Below are 20,899 nucleotides of genomic sequence, written 5' to 3'. Positions count from 1 at the left end.
ATGATTGAACTCAAGAACGTTTCCAAGTGGTACGGCAGCTTTCAAGTGCTGACCGACTGCTCCACCAACATCCAGAAGGGTGAGGTCGTGGTGGTCTGCGGCCCGTCGGGCTCGGGCAAGTCCACGCTGATCAAGACCATCAACGCGCTGGAGCCCTTCCAGAAGGGCGAGATCTTCGTGGACGGCGTGGCCGTGCACGATCCCAAGACCAACCTGCCCAAGCTGCGCAGCCGCGTGGGCATGGTGTTCCAGCACTTCGAGCTGTTCCCGCACCTGTCGGTGACCGAGAACCTGACCATTGCCCAGGTCAAGGTGCTGGGCCGCAGCGCGGACGACGCCAGGAAGCGCGGCCTCAAGATGCTGGACCGCGTGGGCCTGACGGCGCACAAGGACAAGTTCCCGGGCCAGCTGTCGGGCGGCCAGCAGCAGCGCGTGGCCATTGCGCGCGCGCTGTCCATGGACCCCATCGTGATGCTGTTCGACGAACCCACCTCCGCGCTGGACCCCGAAATGGTCGGCGAAGTGCTGGACGTGATGATCGGCCTGGCCAACGAAGGCATGACCATGATGTGCGTGACCCACGAAATGGGCTTTGCGCGCAAGGTGGCCAGCCGCGTGATCTTCATGGACGTGGGTGGCAAGATCCTGGAGGACTGTTCCAAGGACGAATTCTTCGGCAACCCGGAAGCGCGCCAGCCCCGGACCAAGGAATTCCTCAACAAGATCCTGCAGCACTGAACCGGTGCGGCCCTTGCGGGCACGGCAATCAAGGGGGCGCTTCGGCGCCCCTTTTTTGTGGCCACGGCGAGACGATGATGAGAATCGTTCTCGATACAATCGCCGGCTCAGCTGTTTGCACCGTGCTCCAGATCCCGCCCCCATTTCCCCGCCACCGGACAACTTCCACGTCCGCCGTGCCATGCCTGCCATGAAGCGCGACGACGCCCCGGGAGAGCCCGGTGGCCATTCCCGCAGTCTCTACACCCGCTGGCGCAAGCCGCTGCAGCGCATGCTGGCGCGGTACTTCAAGAGCCCGGCCGATATCGAGGATGCCTCCCAGGAAGTCTTCGTGCGCATGCTGTCGGCCGACAAGCGCCTGCCTGTGGACGAAGAGCGGCCCTATCTGCATCAGGTCGTGCGCAGCGTGGCGGCCTTCGCGCACCGCACGGCGCCGCAGCAGGCCGGTGTGCGGCTGGTGTCCGTGGAGGATTGCCGCGACGAGGTCGAGGCCCTGCCGGCCCGCGACGGAGCCGACCATGCGCTGGACGATGAGCGCCGCCAGCGCCTGGCCCGGCTGCGCGATGCCCTGAACGAGCTGCCCGAGCGCCAGCGCCAGGCCTTCGTGCTGCACCGCGTGCAGGAACTGACGCTGGAGCAGACGGCCGAGCGCATGGACATCACCGTGCGCATGGTCTCGCGCCACCTGAGCCGGGCACTGTCCTATTGCGAGATCCGCGTACGCTACGCCAGCGCCGAGCAAATGCGTGCCCTGCTGCGCGCAGACGAGCAGCGGCCGGGCGCCGCAGAGAACACACGATGAGCAACGAACTTCCCCCGGGCGTTTCGCCGCAGGAGCTGGTGGGGCTGCATGACAGGGCGGCCGACTGGTTCGTGCGCCGCCAGCAGCCGGACTGGACGGGCGCCGATGAGCGCGCGCTGGATGCGTGGCTGGGCGCCCACCCGCTGCACCGCAGCATCTTCGAAGGCATGTCGCGCCACTGGCATGGCGCGCCACAGCTCAGGGAATTGTTTCCCGATGAGTTCGGCGCAGCGGTGCCGCCCGCCGCGCCTGCCGTCTGCGCTGCACCAGCGGCCGCGCCGCCGCGCCAGCGCGTTCTTGACCGCTGGCCCGGCCGCCCTGCGGCAGCCCTGTCCGTGCTGGCGGTGGTCTCGCTGCTGGCCTGGGGTGGCTGGTACCGCTGGGACCACACGCCAGGCTATACGCTGCAGGCCCGCACGGCGCCCGGGCAGACGCAGAGCATCGAGCTGCCCGATGGCTCGCGCGTGGCCCTCAACGTGGACAGCGAACTCCAGGTGCGCTACTACCCGCGCCGCCGCGAGGTGGTGCTGGATCGGGGCGAGGCCTTCTTCGAGGTCACGCCCGGCCCGGACAGGCCCTTCACCGTGGACTCCGGCGCCAGCCGCGTCCGGGTGGTGGGCACCGCGTTCAATGTGCGCGCCGGGCCGCCGCGGCTGGTGGTGAAGGTGCTGGAGGGCAAGGTGCAGCTGCGGCCCGAGCGAGACCGGGCCGGGGGCGATGTCCTGCTGCTGGCGGCAGGCGCGGGCGTGGCTGTGGACGGCGCCGGCCGGCACAGCACCGTGGTGGCCGATGCGGACAGCGTGGGCGACTGGCGCACGGGCCAGGTGCGCTTCAGCGGCACGCCGCTGGCGGAGGTGGCGCAGGAGCTGTCGCGCTATCTGGGTGCGCCCGTGGAGCTGGGCGAAGAGTCGCTGGGCCGCCTGCGTGTCTCGGGCCTGCTGGCCACGGCCGCGCCCGAGCGCTTTGTGCGCGCGCTGCCGGCCTTGATTGCGGTGCGCGTGCAGCCGCGCAACGGCGGAGGTTGGCTGATCGTGCGGGGATGAATCGAAGGACGGGAAACAATTTGTTTCAAATTGGTGGACAACCCCAGGTTCCAGCTTTGCACCGCTCTTGGCTTCTATAGGGGCAGGGGCGTGGATTTTCCAGGCCCGCACGGCTGCCAGCCAAGGACCACCGAGGGCGCTCGTCCCTCACGCCCCAGCCAACGGCCGCAACACCTGACGCGCATGCGCGGGTGGGCTGGCATGGCTTGTCCGGCGCGGTTCCTGATCGCCCGCGACGGCTGCCTGCGGCCTGCCCGTCGCGTGCCCGTGCAACGGCACAGCAACGGAGTGGCAATGAGAGCGCAAGAAGCAGCAGGCAGGGAATTCGCAGGCAGGGGCACACATGCCCGACGCAGGAACATGAAGGAGCAGGGCGCCGGCCCGCAGGCCAGTCCGCGCCTGCTGGCGTGGCTGGTGGCCGGTGCCGTGGCCGGCATGGGCGCCGCGCCGTCCGCCCGTGCGCAACAGCTTCAGCAGCCGGCCGCCTCTTCACCGATGCCGTCATCCGGACAGCGGCTGGCCTTTGACCAGCCGGCCCAGCCGCTGATCAACGCGCTGCGCGCCTTTGGCCGCCAGACCCAGTTCCAGGTGCTGTACGACGAAGCCGTGCTGGGCGGCCGCCAGGCGCCGGCCCTCCGGGGCAGCTTCACGCCGCAGGAGGCCATGGACCGGCTGTTGGCCGGCACCGGCGTGACCGCGCACAGCACCGAGCAGGGCACGTTCACGCTGCGAAAGGCGCCTGCGCCTGAGCCTGCGCCGCAGGCGTCGGCGGGCACCACGCTGTCCACGGTCAACGTGACCTCGCAGCGCATGGCCGCGCCGGGCAGCTACGTGGGCAGCGGCAGGAGCGCCAGCACCAAGCTGGACACGCCGCTGATCGAGACGCCGCGCTCCATCTCCATCGTCACCCAGGAACAGCTGCAGAACCAGGCGCCCAAGAGCATCGAGCAGGCCCTGTCGTACACGGCCGGCGTGTCCACCGAAGTCACGGGCGCGGACCTGCGCATGACGGGCGCCATCATCCGGGGTTTCAGCGATGGCAGCTCCTACTACAAGGACGGGCTGCGGCAGTTCTCGGCCGGCACCTATGGTTCGTGGAACGACGAGATCGACGAGCTGGACAGCATCGAGGTCATCAAGGGCCCGGCCTCCGTGCTCTTTGGCCAGGGGCGGCCGGGCGGCGTGATCAACGTGGTCTCCAAGAAACCCGAGGCCGACCATGTGAACAGCGTGGGCCTGTCCTATGGCCGCTACCAGCGCGCCCAGGCCACGGCCGATCTCGGCGGCGCGCTGGATGCCTCGGGCGACCTGCTGTACCGGCTCAACCTCAAGGCGCGTGACAGCGACGGACGCACCGTGGGCTCGCGCGATGACCGCATCTCCATCGCGCCCTCGCTGCGCTGGAACCTCTCCGGCCGCACCCACCTGACCGTGCTGGGCAGCTACTCGCGCGAGCGCGGCACGCCCAAGTCCTGGTGGCCCAGCCTGTTCACCTACCCGCAGATCAAGGACCTGCCCGCGCACCTGACCGCCGGCGACCCGTCCTTCGACCGATTCGACCGCGACACGCGATCGCTGGGCTACGAGTTCTCGCACCAGACCGACAGCGGCTGGCAGCTCACGCAGAACCTGCGCTACTCCGCCATCGACATCGATTACCGCCATATCTACGCCATGGACGTGCTGGCCGACGGCCGAAGCGTCTCGCGCGCCAGCCTGGCCCAGCGCACCAAGGGCCGCACGCTGGCGCTGGACACCCGCCTGCACAAGGACCTGCGATGGGGCGGGCTGCAGCACCGGCTGGCCTTCGGCATGGACCATGTGAAGTACAGGGAGCGCGGCGGCCTGGGCTTTGGCTGGGATGTGCCCGACCTGGACATGCTCGACCCCGCCTATGGCCAGTCCATCGCCTATCCAGAGCTGGAGGACAGCCGCACGGACCTGCGCCAGACCGGCATCTACACGCTCAACCAGTTCAAGTGGGACCGCTGGGTGGCCAATCTCAGCCTGCGCCATGACCAGGCGCGCACCACGCAGAACAGCAGCACCCAGCCGCGCATGAGCGACAGCGCCACCACCGGCAGCGCGGGCCTGCTCTACCTGTTCGACAGCGGCTGGGCGCCCTATGCGAGCTATGCGACCTCCTTCGATCCGGTCACGGGCCTGCAGTACGACGGCAATCCGTTCGAGCCCCGGCGCGGCAAGCAGTACGAGGCGGGCGTGAAGTACCAGCCTCCGGGAAGCACCTCGCTGATCACGGCCTCGGTCTTCGACCTGCGCCAGACCAACGTCACCACGCTGGACCCCGACCACCCGCGCTTCAGCATCCAGACGGGCGAGGTGCGCTCCACGGGGCTGGAGCTGGAAGGCCGCTTCGCGCTCACGCGCGAGCTGAACGCGCTGGCCAGCTACACCTACCTGGACCCGCGCACCACGCAGAGCAACCGGCCCGCCGAAATCGGCCGCCAGACCATACAGACCACACGCCACATGGCCAGCCTGTGGCTGGACTACCGCCCGCGCGCGGTGCCGGGCCTGATGGTGGCCGGCGGCCTGCGCTACAAGGGTCGCTCTCCCTACAACGTGGCGGCGGACGGCACGCTGAACATCAACGACTCCGCCACGCTGGCCGACCTGGCGCTGGCCTACGAGACGCCGCAGTACCGCATCGCGCTGAACATCAACAACCTGTTCAACCGCAAGTACTTCGCAGGCATCTTCCGCGGCGTGGATCGCGAGGCCACGCTGAGCTTCAAGTACTACTGGTCTATGTAGAAGACCTGCGCGCGGGTGGCTTGCGCGCGGCGCGAGCCGGCCCGCGCGGCTCGGGCGTCCTGATCAGCTGGTGGTTGAACTCCCTCCACAGCGCGTCGCGCCGGGCCAGCGCCTCGGACACATCGGCATGGCGCAACTGGGCCACGGCCGAGACCAGGGCATTGCACAGGTAGAAGGCGGCCGTGTAGGAGTGAAAGGGCGAGGCATTGGCCGTGCGCACCTGCAGCCAGTGGTGGGCCACGGTGGCCAGGGGGGCCGTGGGGCTGTCGGTGATGGCCAGCACCCGGGCGCCGGCTTCCGAAAATCGCTGCGCCACTTCGTAGGTGCCGCGTGAATACTGGCTGACGCTGAAGGCCAGCAGCGTGTCGGTGGGGCCTACCCACAGCAGCTGGTCGGCCGGGGCGATGGCGCCTGCATCCAGCTGCTGCACGCCGGGGCGGCACATGTTCAGGTGCAGGGCCAGCCAGGCGGAGACCGGCGAGCTGTTGAGCTGGGCCAGCACGAACACCCGGCCCTCGTCCTGCGCGAGCTGCCGGGCCATGGCCTCGAAGGCCGCCATGTCCAGCCCTTCGCGCGTGGATTGGATGTTGTGCTGGTCGTGCAGCAGTGCATCGTCCACGCACTCGCTCAGGCTGCGCTGCGCGCCCAGCAGCACGGGCGCGCGCTGGGCAGCCGTCTGCAGCAGCGCGGTCACCTCGCCGCGCGCCTCGCGCTGGGCCTCGGCATAGCTGGCATAGCCGAGCTTGGCGAACAGGCGCACCACGGTCGAGGCGCTGGTGCCTGTGCGCGCTGCCAGGGCGGTGGCCGATTCCAGCAGCGCATGCGGGTAGTCGCTGCCCAGGGTCTGGGCCAGCGTCTGCTCGCTGGCCGTCAGTTCCGCGCCCTGCTGCGCCAGGCGCTGCGGCAGCAGCAGCGCGGCTTTTTGCAATGGTGATTTCATGTTTTTCTTGTATATGCAACGTGTGTTGCAAAATAGGGGGTCGCGTGCAACACTGCATGCACTCTGGAGATTCCACCATGCACGATACCCTCGAACAAAGCCGCGTGCAGCAGCGCGCGAGACTGCTGGACTGGCTGGGCGGCCAGCAGCAGGCCATGCAAGATCTGTTGCACAGGATTGTCGATATCGACAGCGGCAGCCGCGATGAAGCCGGCATCCTGGCCGTGGCCCAGGCCCTGCGCGAGCGGCTGGAGGCGGCCGGCGTGGCCGTGCGCTTCGAGGACGTTCCCGGCTACGGCGTGCTGCTGCATGCCGACGTGCCCGGGCCCGGCGAGGGCGCGCCCATCTATCTGATGGGCCACATGGACACGGTCTTTCCGGCCGGCACCGTGGCGCGCCGCCCCTTCCGCGTGGAAGAAGGCCGGGCCTACGGTCCCGGCGTGGCCGACATGAAGTCGGGCCTGGTGCTCAACGTCTTCGTGGCCGAGGCCTTTGCGCGCTGCGGCGGCCTGGGCGCGCCGCTCAAGCTGTTCTTCTCGTGCGACGAGGAGATCGGCTCGCCCGCCACGCGCCAGACCATCATGGATACGGTGCGCGGTGCGCGCGCCGTCTTCAACGCCGAGCCGGGCCGCGTCAGCGGCAACCTGGTGACCAGCCGCAAGGGATCGATGGCCGTGGAGTTCGAGGTGCAGGGCGTGGCCGCCCACGCCGGCATCAACCACGCGGCCGGCGCCAGCGCGCTGGAAGCCATGGCGCGCAAGCTGCTGGCCTTGCATGCGCTGACCGATCCCGCCACGGGCACGACCACCAATGTGGGCGTGCTGCAGGGCGGCATCGTGCCGAACATGGTGGCGCCCCACGCCAAGGCCGAACTCGATGTGCGCTACACGGCCCAGACCGATCCCGATGCGCTGATGGAGCGCATCCGCGCCATCGTGGAGGAAGAATCCGTGCCCCGCACCCAGGGCCGCGTCACCGCCGTGCGCCGCACCCTGCCCATGGCGCCCACGCCCGATGCGCTGCTGCAGCTGTACCGTCGCGGCGCGCAGTCGCTGGGCTTCGACGTGCAGGGCGAGTTCACGGGCGGCGCGGCCGACAGCGGCCTCACGGCCTCGGTGGGCGTGCCCACGCTGTGCGCCACCGGCCCCGTGGGGGGCCATCCCCATACCGAGCGCGAGTACTGCGAGCTGGCCACCTTCGTGCCGCGCGCCCAGGCCGTGGCCCTCGCCATCTTCGACCATCCTTGACTCCGCTGATACCCATGAAAAACCTGTCCGTGAATGCATCCTTCCCCACCCGCCGCAAGCTGCTGGGCGCAGGCCTTGGCCTGGCGGGCCTGTCCGCGCTGGCGCCGCTGGCCGCACGCGCCGATGACAAGTACCCCTCGCGCCCGATCACGCTGGTCGTGCCGTTTCCGCCCGGCGGCTCGGTGGACATCATGGGCCGCCAGTACGCCGAGCCCCTGTCGCGCATCCTGGGCGTGCCCATCGTGGTGGAGAACCGTCCCGGCGCGGGCGGCTCGGTCGCCACGCAGTACGTGTCGCGCGCCAAGCCGGACGGCTACACCCTGGTCGTGTCCTCGCAAAGCAGCCACCTGGCCAATCCGCTGACCCAGCCCAAGATCGGCTACGACCCCATCAAGGACTTCGAGAACATCGCCATCCTGGGCCGCCAGCCCAATGCGCTGATGGTGCATTCCAGCCTGCCCGTGAAGAACTTCCAGGAGTTCATCGAGTACGTGAAAAAGCGCCCCGGCCAGGTCAACTACGGCAGCGCCGGCATCGGCAGCATGGGCCAGCTCAACGTGGAAATGCTCAAGGCCGCCACGGGCATCTTCGCCACCCACATTCCCTACCGCGGCGGCTCGCCGCTGGTCACGGCGGCCATCGGCAACGAGGTGCAGTTCATCCTCGACAACCTGGTCTTCATGCTGCCCCATGTGCAGTCGGGCAAGGTGCGAGCCCTGGTCGTGGCCTCGGAGCAGCGCCTGCCCATGCTGCCCGACGTGCCCACCATGGCCGAGGTCGGCTATCCCCAGCTCAACATGAGCTCCTGGACCGGCATCGCGGCGCCTGCGGGCACGCCCGACGCCATCGTGCAGACGCTGCACAAGGCCGTGCGCCAGGCCGCCACCGCGCCTGCCATGGTGGCCAGCCTCAAGGAGCGCGGCGTGGTCGCGCCCGAGGAGATGAGCCCTGCCGCGTTCGAGAAGATGATGGCCGAGCGCCTGAAGCTCTTCGGCGAGGTGGTGCGCAAGGCCCATATCGTGGCCGAGTAAGCAGGGCACGCCCAGGGCGCCCCCAGGGCGCCCCGGATGGCCGGACGCAGCCGACGTATTTCCATAAGGAGGAGACATGAGCATGACCCCTATCGCCCGCCAGGCTGCCAGCCACCCTTCCCGCCGCCGTGTGCTTGGCGCGGGGCTGGGCCTGGGGATGCTGGCGCCGCTTGCGGCGCTGGCCGCCGAAGGCAAGGCCGCCGGCTACCCCTCGCGCCAGATCAGCTTCATCGTGCCGTTCCCTCCGGGCGGTTCGGTGGATGCCATGGCACGCCAGTACGCCGAGCCCATGGCACGCATCCTGGGCGTGCCCATCGTCGTGGAGAACCGGCCCGGCGCGGGTGGCTCGGTGGCCGCGCTGGCCGTGGCGCGCGCCAAGCCGGACGGCTACACCCTGGTCGTGTCCTCGCAGAGCAGCCACCTGGCCAATCCTCTGACCCAGCCCAAGGTGGGCTACGACCCCATCAAGGATTTCGAGAACATCGCCATCCTGGGCCGCCTGCCCAATGTGCTGGTCGTGCCCGCGAGCCTGCCCATCCGCAGCTTTGCGGAGTTCATCGCCTATGCCAAAAAGCACCCTGGCCAGCTCAACTACGGCAGCGGCGGCACGGGCAGCATGGGCCAGCTCAACATGGAGATGTTCAAGGCCGATGCGGGCCTGGACATCACCCATGTTCCCTACCGGGGCGGCACGCTGCTGGTCACCTCGGTGCTGGCGGGCGAGGTGCAGGTGTTCCTGGACAACCTCATCTCCATGCTGCCCCACATCCAGGCAGGCAAGGTGCGCGCCCTGGCCGTGGCCTCCGAGCAGCGCGTGGCGCAGCTGCCCGATGTGCCCACGCTGGCCGAGGTGGGCTATCCGCAGCTGAACATGAGCTCATGGACCGGCCTGGCCGCGCCGGCCGGCACGCCCGCGCCCGTGGTGCAGGCCCTCTTCAAGGCCGTGCGCCAGGCCGCCACGGCGCCGGCCATGGTGGCCAGCCTGCAGGACCGGGGCGTGACCCCGCCCGAGGAAATGAGCCCCGCCGCCTTCGAGGCCATGATGTCCGACCGCCTCAAGCGCTTTGGCGAGGTGGTGCGCAGGACGGGCATCGTCGCCGAGTGAGCTGCTAGTCCAACTGCACACCCACCTCGCGCACCAGCCGCCCCCAGTCCGCCAGGTCCTGGCGCAGCGTGTCGGCGAATTGCGCGGGCGTGGTCCGGGGCAGGTCGGTCAGGTTGAGCTCGCCCAGCTTTTTGGCCGTGGCCGGGTCCTGCAGCAACTGGTTGATGGCGGCGTTGAGCTTGTCCACGATGGGCTGCGGCGTTTTGGCGGGCGCGAAGACGCCGTACCAGGAATAGTTGTGGAACGGGTAGCCCGCCTCGGTCAGGCTGGGCAGGTCCGGCTGGCTGGGAATGCGCTTGTCGCCGCTGTGGGCGATGGCGCGCACGCGGCCCGCACGCACCAGCTCCACGGTGGAAGAGGTGTCTGCAAACGCCGCTTGCACCTGCCCGCCCAGCAGGCCCTGCACACAGGGGCTGCTGCCCTTGTAGGGCACATGCTGCATCTGCAGGCCGGCCTGCTTGAGCAGGAATTCCATGGTCAGGTGCCCGCCCGAGCCCTGGCCCCAGGAACAGTAGCTGAGCTGGCCGGGCCGGGCGCGCACATGCTCCACGAACTCCTTGAGCGAATGCACGGGCAGATCGCGCGAGACCAGCAGCAGATTGCCCGCGCGGCCGATCTGCGCAATGGGCGCAAAGTCCTTGATCGGGTCATACGGAACCTTGCGGTAGAGGCTGGGGTTCACGGCCATGGACGCCGTGTAGGTGAACAGCAGCCGGTAGCCGTCCGGCGCGCCGCGCGCGGCCTGCTCCACGCCGACCAGGCCGTTGGCGCCGGGCCGGTTGTCCACCACGAAGGGCTGCCTGAGCAGCCTGGTCAGGCCTTCGGCAAACACCCGCGCGATGGTGTCCGTGCCGCCGGCGGCGGCCGTGGGCACGATCAGCGTGACGGGGCGGGCGGGGTAGTTGCCGGCATCCTGTGCCGGCTGGGCGTGGCCTGTGCAGGCCATGGCCAGCAGCAGTGCCAGGGCCATGCCGTGCTTCTTTATCGTCTTCATGCACTTGTCTCCTTGTGTCGCCTTGCCTGTGAGCGGCCTCGTCAGCGCAGCCCCAGGCGCGCCTGCCGGCCCTGCTCGATCATGTCGGCCCCCACGCGGTAGAGGTTGCGCGAGACATAGCTGTCTACCTCGCGCGCACGCTGGCGCAGCCAGGCGGCCTTCAGGCTGCGGGCCTGGCCGATCTCGGGCGCGTCGCCGGGCGCCGTGGCCAGCACGTCGATCACATGCAGGGCCAGCTGCCACTGGCCCGCGTCGGCCAGCGCCTGGGCGCTGGCCACCAGGCCGGGCTTGTCGGTGATGGCATCGGCGATGGCGGCGCCTGCGGCCTCGGGCGGGGCCGGGTGCAGCGTGGTCGGGTTGCGGTCCCACCAGCCGTTTTCCGAACGGTAGATGTCGCGCACGATGTAGCTGGGGTCGCCATAGGTGGGCTTCATCCACTCCACGCCGAACAGCTCCTGCGGATAGTCCATGGCCGCGAGCACCTGCTGCTCGTTCAGGCCCTCGTTCATCAGGCGCACGACTTCGGCGCGCAGCCAGCGCAGCGCCTGTGCGGTGTGCAGCAGCACCTGCTGCACGGCCTGCTCGCCCTCGATCACGGGACCGAACTCGCGCACGGCCTTGAGCGGGCGCAGCGCGGCCATGGCCTGCAGCGTGTCGGCCCAGCGCACGGTGTCGCGCAGCGTGCGAAAGGGCGTGCCGATGTTGGGGATGGAGTCCAGCAGCGCCGCGCCGCCGTACAGCACGCGCTGGCCGGGGCTCCACAGCGCGATGGCGTCGTCGGTCTCGGACGGCGCCCAGAACAGCTCGATGCGGCTGTCTCCGCTGCCTATCTCCAGCCGCGTGTCGAAGGTTTCGGTGGGCTCGTGCATGTCCAGCCGGTGCTCGAAAAAGCCCGCGCTGCGGTTGAACTGGATCTCGGCCATGCGGTGCTGCAGCGCCCGGGTCTCGCGGTAGCGCGCCTGGCGGCGCGGCAGGTTGCGGTGCGCGATGAGGCGCGGCACAGGCTCTCCGCGCGCGGCCGCATGCTCCAGCCAGGCGGGCACGCCCGCGTTGTAGCCGATGTGGCCGTGGCTGTAGCACAGCGCATGCACGGGCGCATCGCTGAGCTGGCGCAGGCTGGCGATCATGTCCTGGCTGACCTTGCCGCCGGGGCCGGCGTCGATCACCACCAGGCCCGCGTCGGTCACGGCCACGAAGGACTGCCCCTGGCCGCGCAGTATGTGCAGGCCCGGCGCCACGGTTTCGCTGCCGGTGCCCACCAGCAAGAAGGGCTTGTCGTCGTCTCTGGCGTTCATGGGGTCTCCGGGTCTGGTTCGATGGGGGGCAGGGCGTAGCGGCCGTCCAGCAGTTCGGGACTGGGCATGTAGGCGCGCAGGCACAGGTAAAAGCCTTCGCGCGGCGCGGGCAGCCAGTTGGCGCGGTGGTCTTCGCTGGCCGGCGGCGCGTGGCTGATGTGGATAGTCAACCCGCCATCGCCATCGTCATCGCCATCAGCGTCGGGGCGCAGGCCCGGCGTGCGGTCGCCGATGGCATGGCGGTCGATGGGGTTGTCCACCAGCATGCAGTCGTGGGCGCCGTAGAGGGTCAGGGACCAGAAGGCCTGCACGGGCGGCAGCGCGCCTGGGGCAAAGCGCAGCCGGTAGCGGCGGCTGCCGTGCAGGGGCTGGCCCCGGGCGTCATGCCAGGCCAGCGGGTAGATGGCCTCGCGGCTTTCCAGCATGCCGATGTACTTGAGCGCAATCTCGGCGCGGGCCTGGAAGTCGTCGCCAAAACTGCCTTCGACCAGGGCGGGGAGTTCCCAGCCCGAGTCCAGGCGCCGGCCCGTGCTGGCCGCGCGCAGCCGGGGCAGCACGCTGTCCAGTGCGCGCTGCAGTGCGGCTTGCTGTTGCGCATCGGGTGCGCCCAGCCCGGCGCCCAGGCCCACGGCCGCAAAGCGCGCGACCCGTGCGGCATGCCCCGCCGGCGGCGGGTTGTCGCGCAAGGCGGCATTCACCTGGGCTGCATAGTGCTCGGCATTTGGCGGGGCCTGGGGATCGCAGTCCGGGTCGAAGGCGCGGGCCTGCGAGGGCGTGCCCGCCTGCCAGTCGGCCAGCGGGCGCACCGCAAAGCCGTCCTGCAGCGCGTGCACGGCGGGCAGGTCGTGCTCGCCATCGACCAGGATGCGGCCTATCACCCACAGCCAGGGCGTGGGCGCGGCAATGTGTGCGCCGGGCGCATCGAACGGTGGCGGCAGCGCCCCCTGCCAGCCGGGCGGCGTGACCAGGAAGGAGCGCGCAGCCGTGCCCGTCAGGCGCTGGCCCAGGTGGGCGAAGGGGTTGGTGAAGAAGTCCAGCAGGCCCAGCACGTAGTAGCGGCCCGCCGTGTCGGGCACGTCGATCACCAGCGGCCCGGCGCCCAGGTCCAGCCAGGCGTTGGTGTAGAGCGTGTCGTTGTTGGGCGTGACCACGCGGCTGGTGCCGGCGCGCAGCAACTGGCGCGCATGCACGAACTGGTTGCACCAGCGCAGCGGTGCGGGCGCAGCCTCGCCGGCCGCATTGCGCCGGGGCGAGGTGGCCGCGCGCATGCGGCGCATCTCGTACAGCGGGCAGGTGTGGATGACGGCCTCTTCGGCCAGGGTGCTCAGGTCCATGGCGTGTCTCATGCGGCCACGGGCTGCAGGGGCGGAACAGGCCATTGGTGCGCGCCTGCCTGCGGGTGGTACATGCGCAGGATGAGGTAGAAGCGCCCGTGCGGCGTGGGCAGCCAGTTGGCGGCGCCCTGTGCCGGCCGGGCATGGCCCAGATCGATCTGCAGGCTGCCGTCGGCCTCGCGCAGCAATCCCGGCGTGCGGTCGCCGATGGAGTGGCGGCCGATCTCGTTGCCGTAGAGAAAGCGGTCGGCGTCGTACAGCGTGACGGACCAGAAGGCGTCGGCCGGTGGCATGTCGGCGGCATTGAAGCGCAGCACATAGCGCTGGCTGCCGTCCAGCGGCTGCAGGCCTGCGTCGTGGTGGGCGGCCGCGTAGATGGCCTCGCTGGTGGCCAGCGCGCCCAGGCCCAAGTAGGCGGTGCGTGCGCGGCCGAGGTACTCGCTGCCGTAGCGGCCGGTGGACGGCGTCATGGTCCAGGGCCGGGGGCGGCGGTTGCGCCCCATGGCGGCCACGGTGCGCACGCCGTCGGCAAAGCCCTCGGTCAGGCCTCCGCGCACGGGCTCCTCCAGCTGCTCCCACGCCATGTGGGCGCTGGCCACCAGGCCGGCCTGGCCGAACCAGGCCAGCAGTCCCTGGTCCTCCTTGCGTCCGGGCGCCTCGGCCAGCGCATGGCAGAGGTTGGTGAAAAAGCGCGGCGCAACCTCGGCCGCAGGCTCCTGGTTCTCGAAGGCGGCCGCCATGGCGTCCACGGGCGGGCCGACCCAGTTCGTGACGGCGGCCGGGCGGCCTCCTTTCGGCACGCCCGGCGCGGGCTCCAGCCGGATGTCGGCCTGCAGTGCGCGGGCTGCAGGCCAGTCGGGCGCATCGCCCACCACGGTGCGGCCGATCAGCCAGACCAGGTTGCTGGGGCAGTGCACCAGACGGTGGCCGGCCAGGTGTTCCGGCACCTGGCCGCCCGGCCCGACCAGGACCACGGTCTCGCCTTCGGGCGCGCAGTTGCGCGGTCCCAGGTTCTCGAAATTCTCGGTATAGGCGTCGTACAGGGCCAGCACGAAATAGCGGCCCGGATGCGCGGCGCTGGAGGGCACGGTCAGCAGGCGCGGGCCGTCGGCCAGGTGGATCCAGGCCAGCGAGTACAGCAGGTCGTTGGCGGGCGTGACCACGTCGCGGTCCTCATGGGTGGAGGGGCGCTGGCTGTGGTGCAGCGTGTCGAAGTCGCCGCGCATGTCCAGGCCCAAACCGGTGGCACGTGCGGCGCCGGCATCGGTCTGCAGGCGGCAGGTGCGGTAGGTCTCTATCAGCGGATAGCCGTAGACAAAGGCGGTCAGGCCGATGGAGCGCGCCAGGGTGCGGCGGACTTCGGGCAGGGAGGGAGGGGTCGGGTTCATGTCCATTGTTTTCTTCAGGGGAGGAGGGGTCAGTCGAGGGTCACGCCCGTGGAGCGCGCCAGGTCCAGCGCCACGGGCAAGAAGGCGGCGTAGGCGGCGCTGGCCTCGGCCGGGCTGTTGCCCTGGGCCTCCAGGCCCAGCGCCTCGACACGCTGGCGCACCTGGGGCTCGCGCATCACGGCGGCGACCTCGCGGCCCAGGCGTTCGACGATGGCATCGGGCGTGCGTGCGGGCGCCATCAGCGAGATCGATCCCGTGATGGCATACACGGGCTCGCGGTAGCCCTGCTCGGCAAAGGTGGGCACATCGGGCAGGGCCTTGCTGCGGCGCGGTCCGGCCACGGCCAGGGCGCGCAGCTTGCCGGCGTCGATGAAGGGCTTGAGCGTGGCGGCCGAGCCCAGTGTCATCTGGATCACGCCGCTGATCAGGTCGATGGACATGGGCCCCTCGCCCTTGTAGGCCACGTGCAGCGACTGCAGGCCGTAGGCCTTGTCCATGAAGACCTGGACCTGGTGCGGCTGCGTGCCCGCGCCCCAGGAACCCATGGCGTACTTGCCCGGCGACTGGCGCACGGCCTCGACCAGTCCCTTGAAGTCCTTGGCCGGCACGGCCGGGTTGACGGCCATCACCATGGAGGGCGAGACCACGTCCGAGACCATGCGCAGCTCGGTGCGCGGGTCGTAGGGCAGCTTCTTGTAGAGCACCAGGTTGGCCGTGATGGGCCCGGGCACGGTCAGCAGCAGGGTGTGGCCGTCGGGCACGCTCTTGGCCACATGCTCGGTGCCGATGATGCCGCCCGCGCCGCTGCGGTTGTCCACCACCACGGGCTGGCCCAGGCGCTTGGCCAGGCCCTCGGCCAGGATGCGCGCCACGGTGTCGGTGGAGCCGCCGGCCTGGTATTGCACGACGATGCGCACGGGCCGGGCGGGATAGCCGTCCTGGGCCAGCGCGGCGCTGCAGGCCAGGGCAAGGCAGGTCAGTGCGGCGGTGCGCAGCAGGGGTGTGTTCATGGTGGCCTCCGGGCGGGAGATGGAATGGGCATTGGCTTTCATGCAGCCTCCCTGCCGATGACCAGCGCATCGACGGCCACGCAGCCGCCGTCCTCGCGCGGGCGGGCGATCAGGGGGTTGATCTCGGCGCTTTCCAGCGTGGCGCCTGCGCGCTGCGCAAAGCCGGCCAGGGCGCACAGCGTGTCGGCAATGCTGTCCAGGTCCACGCGGGGGCGGCCGCGGGCGCCGTCCAGCACGGCAAAGGCCCGCAGCTCGCGCACCATGGCCAGCGCGTCGTCGCGCGTGATGGGCAGCAGGCGCAGCGAGACATCGCGCAGGATCTCGGCATGGATGCCGCCCAGCCCGAACATCAGCACCGGGCCGAACACCGGGTCGCGGTGCACGCCGGCGATGCATTCCACGCCGCCCTGCACCATGGGGGCGGCCAGCGCGCCGTCGATGCGCGCCTCGGGCCGGGCCTGGCGCGCATTGGCCAGGATGCGGTCGAAGGCGGCCTGGGCGTCGGCCGCATCCGCCAGGTTCAGTGCCACGCCGCCCACGTCGGACTTGTGGGCGATGGCATCGCTGCAGACCTTGAGCGCAATGCGTCCTCCCATCTCCTGCGCGGCCTGCGCTGCCTCGGCCGCCGTGCGCACCAGCCGGTGCGGCACCACGGGCACGCCGGCCTCGGCCAGCAGGGCCATGCTGCGCTGCTCCGACAGCGTGCCCGCCGGCAGGTGCAGTGCGCTGCCTGCATCGGCCATCGCGGGCAAAGCCTGCGGTGTTTCATGCAGGCGGGCCAGCGCGCCAATGCAGCGTATGGCCGCGCCCGGGTCGGCGAACACCAGGCAGCCCAGCGCCTCCAGCGCATCGCGGCGCTCGGGCGGGCACAGCGTGCTGACGGCCAGCAGGGTGTCGGGATGGTGGGTGCGCAGCGTCTGCACCAGGCTTTGCAGCACGGGCCAGAAGGCGTCGGACAGGCCGCCTGCCGCGAAGAAGCCCAGCCAGCTGTCGAACTGCCGGTCGGCCAGCATCAGGCGGGCGCTGCGCTCCAGCAGCGTCATGTCGTTGGTGACCTGGCCCGTGATGTCCACGGGGTTGCGCGGCGCGGCAAACGGCACCCATTCGCGCAGCTGGCGCTGGGCCGCATCGGACAGCGGTGCCACGTCCAGGCCGGCTGCGCTGGCGTCGTCGGCCATCATGGCGCCCACGCCGCCCGAGACCGTGAACAGTCCGATGGACCGCCCCTTGGGGGCCCGGGCGATGGAGGCGCTGGCCGCCAGCGCGAAGAAGTCGGTGATGGAATGCGCGCGCAGCACGCCGTAGCGGCGGAACACCGCGTCATAGACGGCATCGTTGCCCGCCAGCGAGGCCGTGTGCGATGCGGCGGCGGCCGCGCCCAGGGCGCTGGTGCCCACCTTGCACATGACCACGGGCTTGCCGCGCTCCTGCGCCAGGGCCAGGGCCGCGCGCAGCCGGGGGCCGTCGCGGCAGCCCTCCATGTAGGCCATGATCACGTCGGTCTCGGGGTCCTGGGCCAGCCAGGCCAGGCCATCGGCCAGCTGCACATCGGCCTCGTTGCCCGTGGTGGCCCACAGCGACAGGCCCAGCCCGCGCTCGCGCGCCAGGCTGTAGGCATAGGCCCCGAAGGCGCCCGACTGGCTGACCATGCCGATGCGCCCGGGCCGCACCAGGCCGCCGCCCGGCGCGGGCGAGAACGTGGCGTAGACCTGGTGGCCGGGGCGCATGAAGCCCAGGCAGTTCGGGCCGATGAGGCGTATGCCCGCCTCCTGCGCGCGCCGCGCCAGCGCCTGCTGGGCGGCCGTGCCGTCGGAGCCGGTCTCGGCATAGCCCGAGGAAAACAGCACCATGGACTGCACGCGCGCGGCGGCCGCATCCTCCAGCACGCCGGCCACCTGCGACTGCGGCACGGCGACGATGGCCAGGTCCACCGGCGCGCCGATGGCGGCCAGCCGCTCGTGCGCGGGCAGGCCCTGCACGCGGCTGGCGCGCGGGTTCACCGCATACAGCGCGCCGCCGTAGCCGAAGCGCAGCAGGTAGTCCAGCGGAATGCCGCCGATCTTGCTGGCCTGGTCCGAGGCGCCGACCACGGCGATGGAGCGCGGCGCGAACAGCGCGTCGAGCCGGGAAGTGTCGAAGCAATGGCTGTCGGTCATGGATGTCCCTCAGAAGTTGTGGCGCACGCCCAGCGCCAGGGACCGCACGCCGTCGCCGCTGTGGGCGGCCACCGGCACGTTGGCAATGGCGGCCGAGGCATTGGCCGCGTTGCCCAGCTGCAGCCAGCGCGCGTAGAGCACGGTGCGCTTGCTCAGCGCGTAGTCGTAGCCCAGCGTCCAGGTGTTCTGGGCGCGGTCCGTGCCGCCCACCTCGCGCCGCGCCATCGAGACCAGCAGCTTGGAGCGCGCATCCACGCTCCAATCGGCGCCCAGCTGCGCCAGCTTCGCCTTGGGTGTGCCGGCGCGGTCCACGCGGTTGATGACGTAGTTGCCCGTCAGGCGCAGCCCATTCAGGGCTTCCCAGCTGGCCGACAACGCCTGGTACTGGCTGGTGGCGGGTGCGGCCACGGGTGCGGCGGCGCTGCCTTCCACGGACTTCTGGAAGCTGTAGGCCAGGAACCAGGGCTTCTGGTTCCAGCCCAGCGTGGCGCCGTAGAGGCGGCCGTTGCTGCTGTTCGGTGAAGCCGCTTCGCCGAAGGAATAGGCCAGGTCCGCCAGCCAGGGCTGGCCTGCCGGCGTGCGGTAGCGCACCAGGTTGTTGGCCCGTGCCGCAAACGGCCGCAGGCCGGCCTGGGCATCGGTGGCCGACACCAGGTTCAGCGAGGAAAACAGCGCGTTCATGCCCAGCGGATCGGCGCGGAACAGCGCGCCGAACATGGGCGTGTACATGCGGCCCATCTCCACGGCGCCCCAGCCGCTGTTCAGCCCCACCCAGGCCTGGCGCGTGAAGGCCAGGCCCGGGCCGGGAATGGTGCCCAGGCCCGTGTCCGGCGCCACGCCGGCCTCCAGCATGAACTGGGCACGCAGGCCGCCGCCCAGGTCCTCGCTGCCGCGAAAGCCGATGCGCGATGCCGCGCTGCCCCCGTCCTCCAGCCGGCTCAGGCGCGTGGCGCCCGACCTTGCGCTGTTGATGTGGACGTCGACGATGCCGAACATCTCCACGCTGCCCTGGGCCCACACGGACGTGCCCAGGGCCGCCATGCCGCCGGCGGCCAGCCAATGCTTGTGCTTCACGAACTTGTCTCCTTGGTAGCGCCCCGGATGCTTTGCCCGGTGGCTTGCTTGCTACTATCCCGAGCTACAGGGGATGCACTCTGTCAAGCCATTGACAAATGGCGGTACATGGGCACCGGACTAACCCGGGGCCTTCGACTTCGTGAGAGAACCATGCGCTCCAAGCCTGCTCCCGTGGCCGACCCTTCGGCGCTGATCCGCCGCGCCCTGGGCCTGTGCCGCATGCTGCGCAACTGGCCGCCCGAGGTGCTCGATGAGCTGACGGCGCTGTCCCGCCTGGGCCGCTACGAGCGCCACCAGCAGGTGCGCGCCGCCGACCCCAAGCGGCGCGAGGTGCTGGTGGTGGCTTCGGGCTGCGTGGAAGTGGGCGGCGTGGACGCCACGGGCTCGCGCTTCGTGCTGTCCATGCACAGCGCGGGCGACATCGTCGGCCTGGCGCGGCTGCTGGAGCACACGCAATTCGTCTACGACTACCACGCGCACCAGCCCACGGTGCTGGTGGAGATCCCCGGCGAGTCCTTCCTCGCCCTGCTCGATGCCCATCCGCCGCTGTGGAAGGACATCTGCCTGCTGGTGCTGGCGCGCATGCACGAGCTGATCGTCGTCCAGCAGCGCCACGCCTTCAGCAACATCGACAACCGCGTGGCCGAGCTGCTGGCGCGGCTGGCCTCCACGCATGGCCAGCCCGCGCCCGACGGGCAGGGCGTGGTGCTGCGCATCTCGCAGAGCGACCTGGCCGCCATGCTGTCGGTCTCGCGCCAGACCATCAACAAGGAGCTGCGCCTGCTGGAGCAGCGCGGCCTGCTGCAGGCCGCCTATGGGCGGCTGACGCTGGTCGATCTTGCCGGCCTGGGGCGCGCGGCCGCAGCCGGCCCGGCAATGGGACAATAGCGCACCATGACCGCCTCCACCGACACCCTCACGATCACCCGTCCCGATGACTGGCACCTGCACGTGCGCGATGGCGAAGCCATGCGCAGCGTGGTGCCGCATACGGCCGCGCAGTTTGCGCGCGCCATCATCATGCCCAACCTCAAGCCGCCGGTGACCACTGCCGAGCAGGCGCTGGAGTACAAGCAGCGCATCCTCTCGGCCGTGCCCGAGGGCATGGCCTTCGAGCCGCTGATGACGCTGTACCTCACCGACAACCTGCCGCCCGAGGAAATCGTGCGCGCCAAGGCGGCCGGCGTCGTGGCCTGCAAGCTCTACCCGGCTGGCGCCACCACCAACAGCGACCACGGCGTCACCGACCTGCGCAAGATCTACCCCACTTTGGAAGCCATGCAGCGCGAAGGCCTGCTGCTGCTGGTGCACGGCGAAGTCACCAGCAGCGACATCGACCTGTTCGACCGCGAGGCCGCCTTCATCGACCAGCACCTCATCCCGCTGCGCCGCGACTTCCCCGAACTCAAGATCGTCTTCGAGCACATCACCACGCGCGAAGCCGCCCAGTACGTGACCGAGGCCGACCGCTTCGTGGGCGCCACCATCACGCCCCAGCATCTGCTGTTCAACCGCAACGCCATCTTCACGGGCGGCATCCGTCCCCACTACTACTGCCTGCCCGTGCTCAAGCGCGAGACGCACCGCCTGGCCCTGGTCGAGGCAGCCACCAGCGGCCTGCCCAAATTCTTCCTGGGCACGGACAGCGCGCCGCACGCGGCCCATCTCAAGGAACACGCCACGGGCTGCGCGGGCTGCTACAGCGCCCATGCCGCCATCGAGATGTATGCCGAGGCCTTCGACAATGCCGGCGCGCTGGACAAGCTCGAAGCCTTCGCCAGCTTCAACGGCCCGGACTTCTACAGCCTGCCGCGCAACACCGGCAAGATCACCCTGGTGCGCGAGAGCTGGACGCCGCCGGACAGCTTCGCCTTCGGCGAGGCGCAACTGAAGCCGCTGCGCTCCGGCGAAGCCCTGCCCTGGAAGCTGGTTTAAGCTGGCGGGACTGCCACCCGCCAGAGGAT

At 70.3% G+C, this 20,899-nt stretch carries 17 protein-coding genes; 9 read left to right on the top strand and 8 right to left on the bottom strand.

The features are described from left to right. From AC5I49_RS18200 to AC5I49_RS18185, 4 genes are all read left to right on the top strand, one after another. Nucleotides 1-738, top strand: coding sequence for an amino acid ABC transporter ATP-binding protein (locus AC5I49_RS18200; RefSeq protein WP_016450275.1), 738 nt, complete (start codon nt 1-3; stop codon nt 736-738). Nucleotides 739-928: 190 nt separating this feature from the next. Further along, nucleotides 929-1,540: an RNA polymerase sigma factor gene (locus AC5I49_RS18195; RefSeq protein WP_224986090.1), complete on the top strand. Its 612-nt coding sequence runs from the start codon at nt 929-931 to the stop codon at nt 1,538-1,540. After that, entirely contained in the window at nt 1,537-2,583 is a 1,047-nt protein-coding gene (locus AC5I49_RS18190) for a FecR family protein (RefSeq protein WP_495789695.1), read from the top strand. Before AC5I49_RS18195 ends, AC5I49_RS18190 begins: the two co-directional genes overlap by 4 nt. A 360-nt stretch (nt 2,584-2,943) precedes the next feature. Beyond that, nucleotides 2,944-5,358: a TonB-dependent siderophore receptor gene (locus AC5I49_RS18185; RefSeq protein WP_495789694.1), complete on the top strand. Its 2,415-nt coding sequence runs from the start codon at nt 2,944-2,946 to the stop codon at nt 5,356-5,358. On the opposite strand, the gene AC5I49_RS18180 is transcribed toward AC5I49_RS18185, so the two are convergent. After that, a complete protein-coding gene (locus AC5I49_RS18180; RefSeq protein ID WP_016450279.1) occupies nt 5,351-6,298 on the bottom strand; it encodes a MurR/RpiR family transcriptional regulator in 948 nt (315 codons plus the stop codon). The two genes, AC5I49_RS18185 and AC5I49_RS18180, sit on opposite strands and share 8 nt — an antisense overlap. A gap of 77 nt (nt 6,299-6,375) precedes the next feature. Between AC5I49_RS18180 and AC5I49_RS18175 the strand changes: the two genes are divergently transcribed. The 3 genes from AC5I49_RS18175 to AC5I49_RS18165 all read left to right on the top strand — a co-directional run bounded on the left by AC5I49_RS18175 (nt 6,376) and on the right by AC5I49_RS18165 (nt 9,681). Then, nucleotides 6,376-7,545: a M20 family metallopeptidase gene (locus AC5I49_RS18175; protein WP_016451791.1), complete on the top strand. Its 1,170-nt coding sequence runs from the start codon at nt 6,376-6,378 to the stop codon at nt 7,543-7,545. Between the two features lie 14 nt (nt 7,546-7,559). Beyond that, the gene (locus AC5I49_RS18170; RefSeq protein WP_016450281.1) at nt 7,560-8,576 is read left to right on the top strand and encodes a Bug family tripartite tricarboxylate transporter substrate binding protein; all 1,017 of its coding nucleotides are present in this window, start codon (nt 7,560-7,562) and stop codon (nt 8,574-8,576) included. A 76-nt stretch (nt 8,577-8,652) separates the two neighbouring features. Next, the gene (locus AC5I49_RS18165) at nt 8,653-9,681 is read left to right on the top strand and encodes a Bug family tripartite tricarboxylate transporter substrate binding protein (RefSeq protein ID WP_392450381.1); all 1,029 of its coding nucleotides are present in this window, start codon (nt 8,653-8,655) and stop codon (nt 9,679-9,681) included. A 4-nt stretch (nt 9,682-9,685) separates the two neighbouring features. Here AC5I49_RS18165 and AC5I49_RS18160 read toward each other — a convergent pair whose 3' ends face one another. From AC5I49_RS18160 to AC5I49_RS18130, 7 genes are read right to left on the bottom strand one after another with little or no spacing between them, the layout of a single operon-like run. Further along, nucleotides 9,686-10,675: a Bug family tripartite tricarboxylate transporter substrate binding protein gene (locus AC5I49_RS18160; protein ID WP_495789693.1), complete on the bottom strand. Its 990-nt coding sequence runs from the start codon at nt 10,673-10,675 to the stop codon at nt 9,686-9,688. A 41-nt stretch (nt 10,676-10,716) separates the two neighbouring features. Beyond that, nucleotides 10,717-11,970 carry an alkyl sulfatase dimerization domain-containing protein gene (locus AC5I49_RS18155; protein ID WP_495789692.1) on the bottom strand — a complete coding sequence of 418 codons (1,254 nt, stop codon included), beginning with the start codon at nt 11,968-11,970 and terminating at the stop codon, nt 10,717-10,719. Next, nucleotides 11,967-13,304, bottom strand: coding sequence for a DUF1254 domain-containing protein (locus tag AC5I49_RS18150; protein ID WP_495789691.1), 1,338 nt, complete (start codon nt 13,302-13,304; stop codon nt 11,967-11,969). The genes AC5I49_RS18155 and AC5I49_RS18150 overlap by 4 nt, the downstream gene beginning before the upstream one ends. A gap of 8 nt (nt 13,305-13,312) precedes the next feature. Beyond that, a complete protein-coding gene (locus tag AC5I49_RS18145) occupies nt 13,313-14,698 on the bottom strand; it encodes a DUF1254 domain-containing protein (protein ID WP_495789690.1) in 1,386 nt (461 codons plus the stop codon). Between the two features lie 23 nt (nt 14,699-14,721). Next, nucleotides 14,722-15,744: a Bug family tripartite tricarboxylate transporter substrate binding protein gene (locus tag AC5I49_RS18140; protein ID WP_063327254.1), complete on the bottom strand. Its 1,023-nt coding sequence runs from the start codon at nt 15,742-15,744 to the stop codon at nt 14,722-14,724. Beyond that, the gene (locus AC5I49_RS18135; RefSeq protein ID WP_495789689.1) at nt 15,741-17,858 is read right to left on the bottom strand and encodes an acetate--CoA ligase family protein; all 2,118 of its coding nucleotides are present in this window, start codon (nt 17,856-17,858) and stop codon (nt 15,741-15,743) included. Before AC5I49_RS18135 ends, AC5I49_RS18140 begins: the two co-directional genes overlap by 4 nt. Before the next feature lie 9 nt (nt 17,859-17,867). Next, entirely contained in the window at nt 17,868-18,932 is a 1,065-nt protein-coding gene (locus tag AC5I49_RS18130) for a porin (RefSeq protein ID WP_495789688.1), read from the bottom strand. A 153-nt stretch (nt 18,933-19,085) separates the two neighbouring features. Between AC5I49_RS18130 and AC5I49_RS18125 the strand changes: the two genes are divergently transcribed. Together AC5I49_RS18125 and pyrC are read left to right on the top strand one after the other, a co-directional pair. Further along, nucleotides 19,086-19,823 (top strand): Crp/Fnr family transcriptional regulator, encoded by a 738-nt coding sequence (locus AC5I49_RS18125; protein WP_047217691.1) that lies wholly within the window; start codon nt 19,086-19,088, stop codon nt 19,821-19,823. Between the two features lie 6 nt (nt 19,824-19,829). Further along, on the top strand, nt 19,830-20,870 hold the full coding sequence (gene pyrC / locus AC5I49_RS18120) for a dihydroorotase (protein WP_016450291.1): 1,041 nt from the start codon (nt 19,830-19,832) through the stop codon (nt 20,868-20,870). Nucleotides 20,871-20,899 lie beyond the last annotated feature (29 nt).

The organism is Delftia sp. (assembly GCF_059499305.1).
Note: the sequence above shows the minus strand (reverse complement) of the source record. Positions and strands in the feature narration are given on the sequence as shown.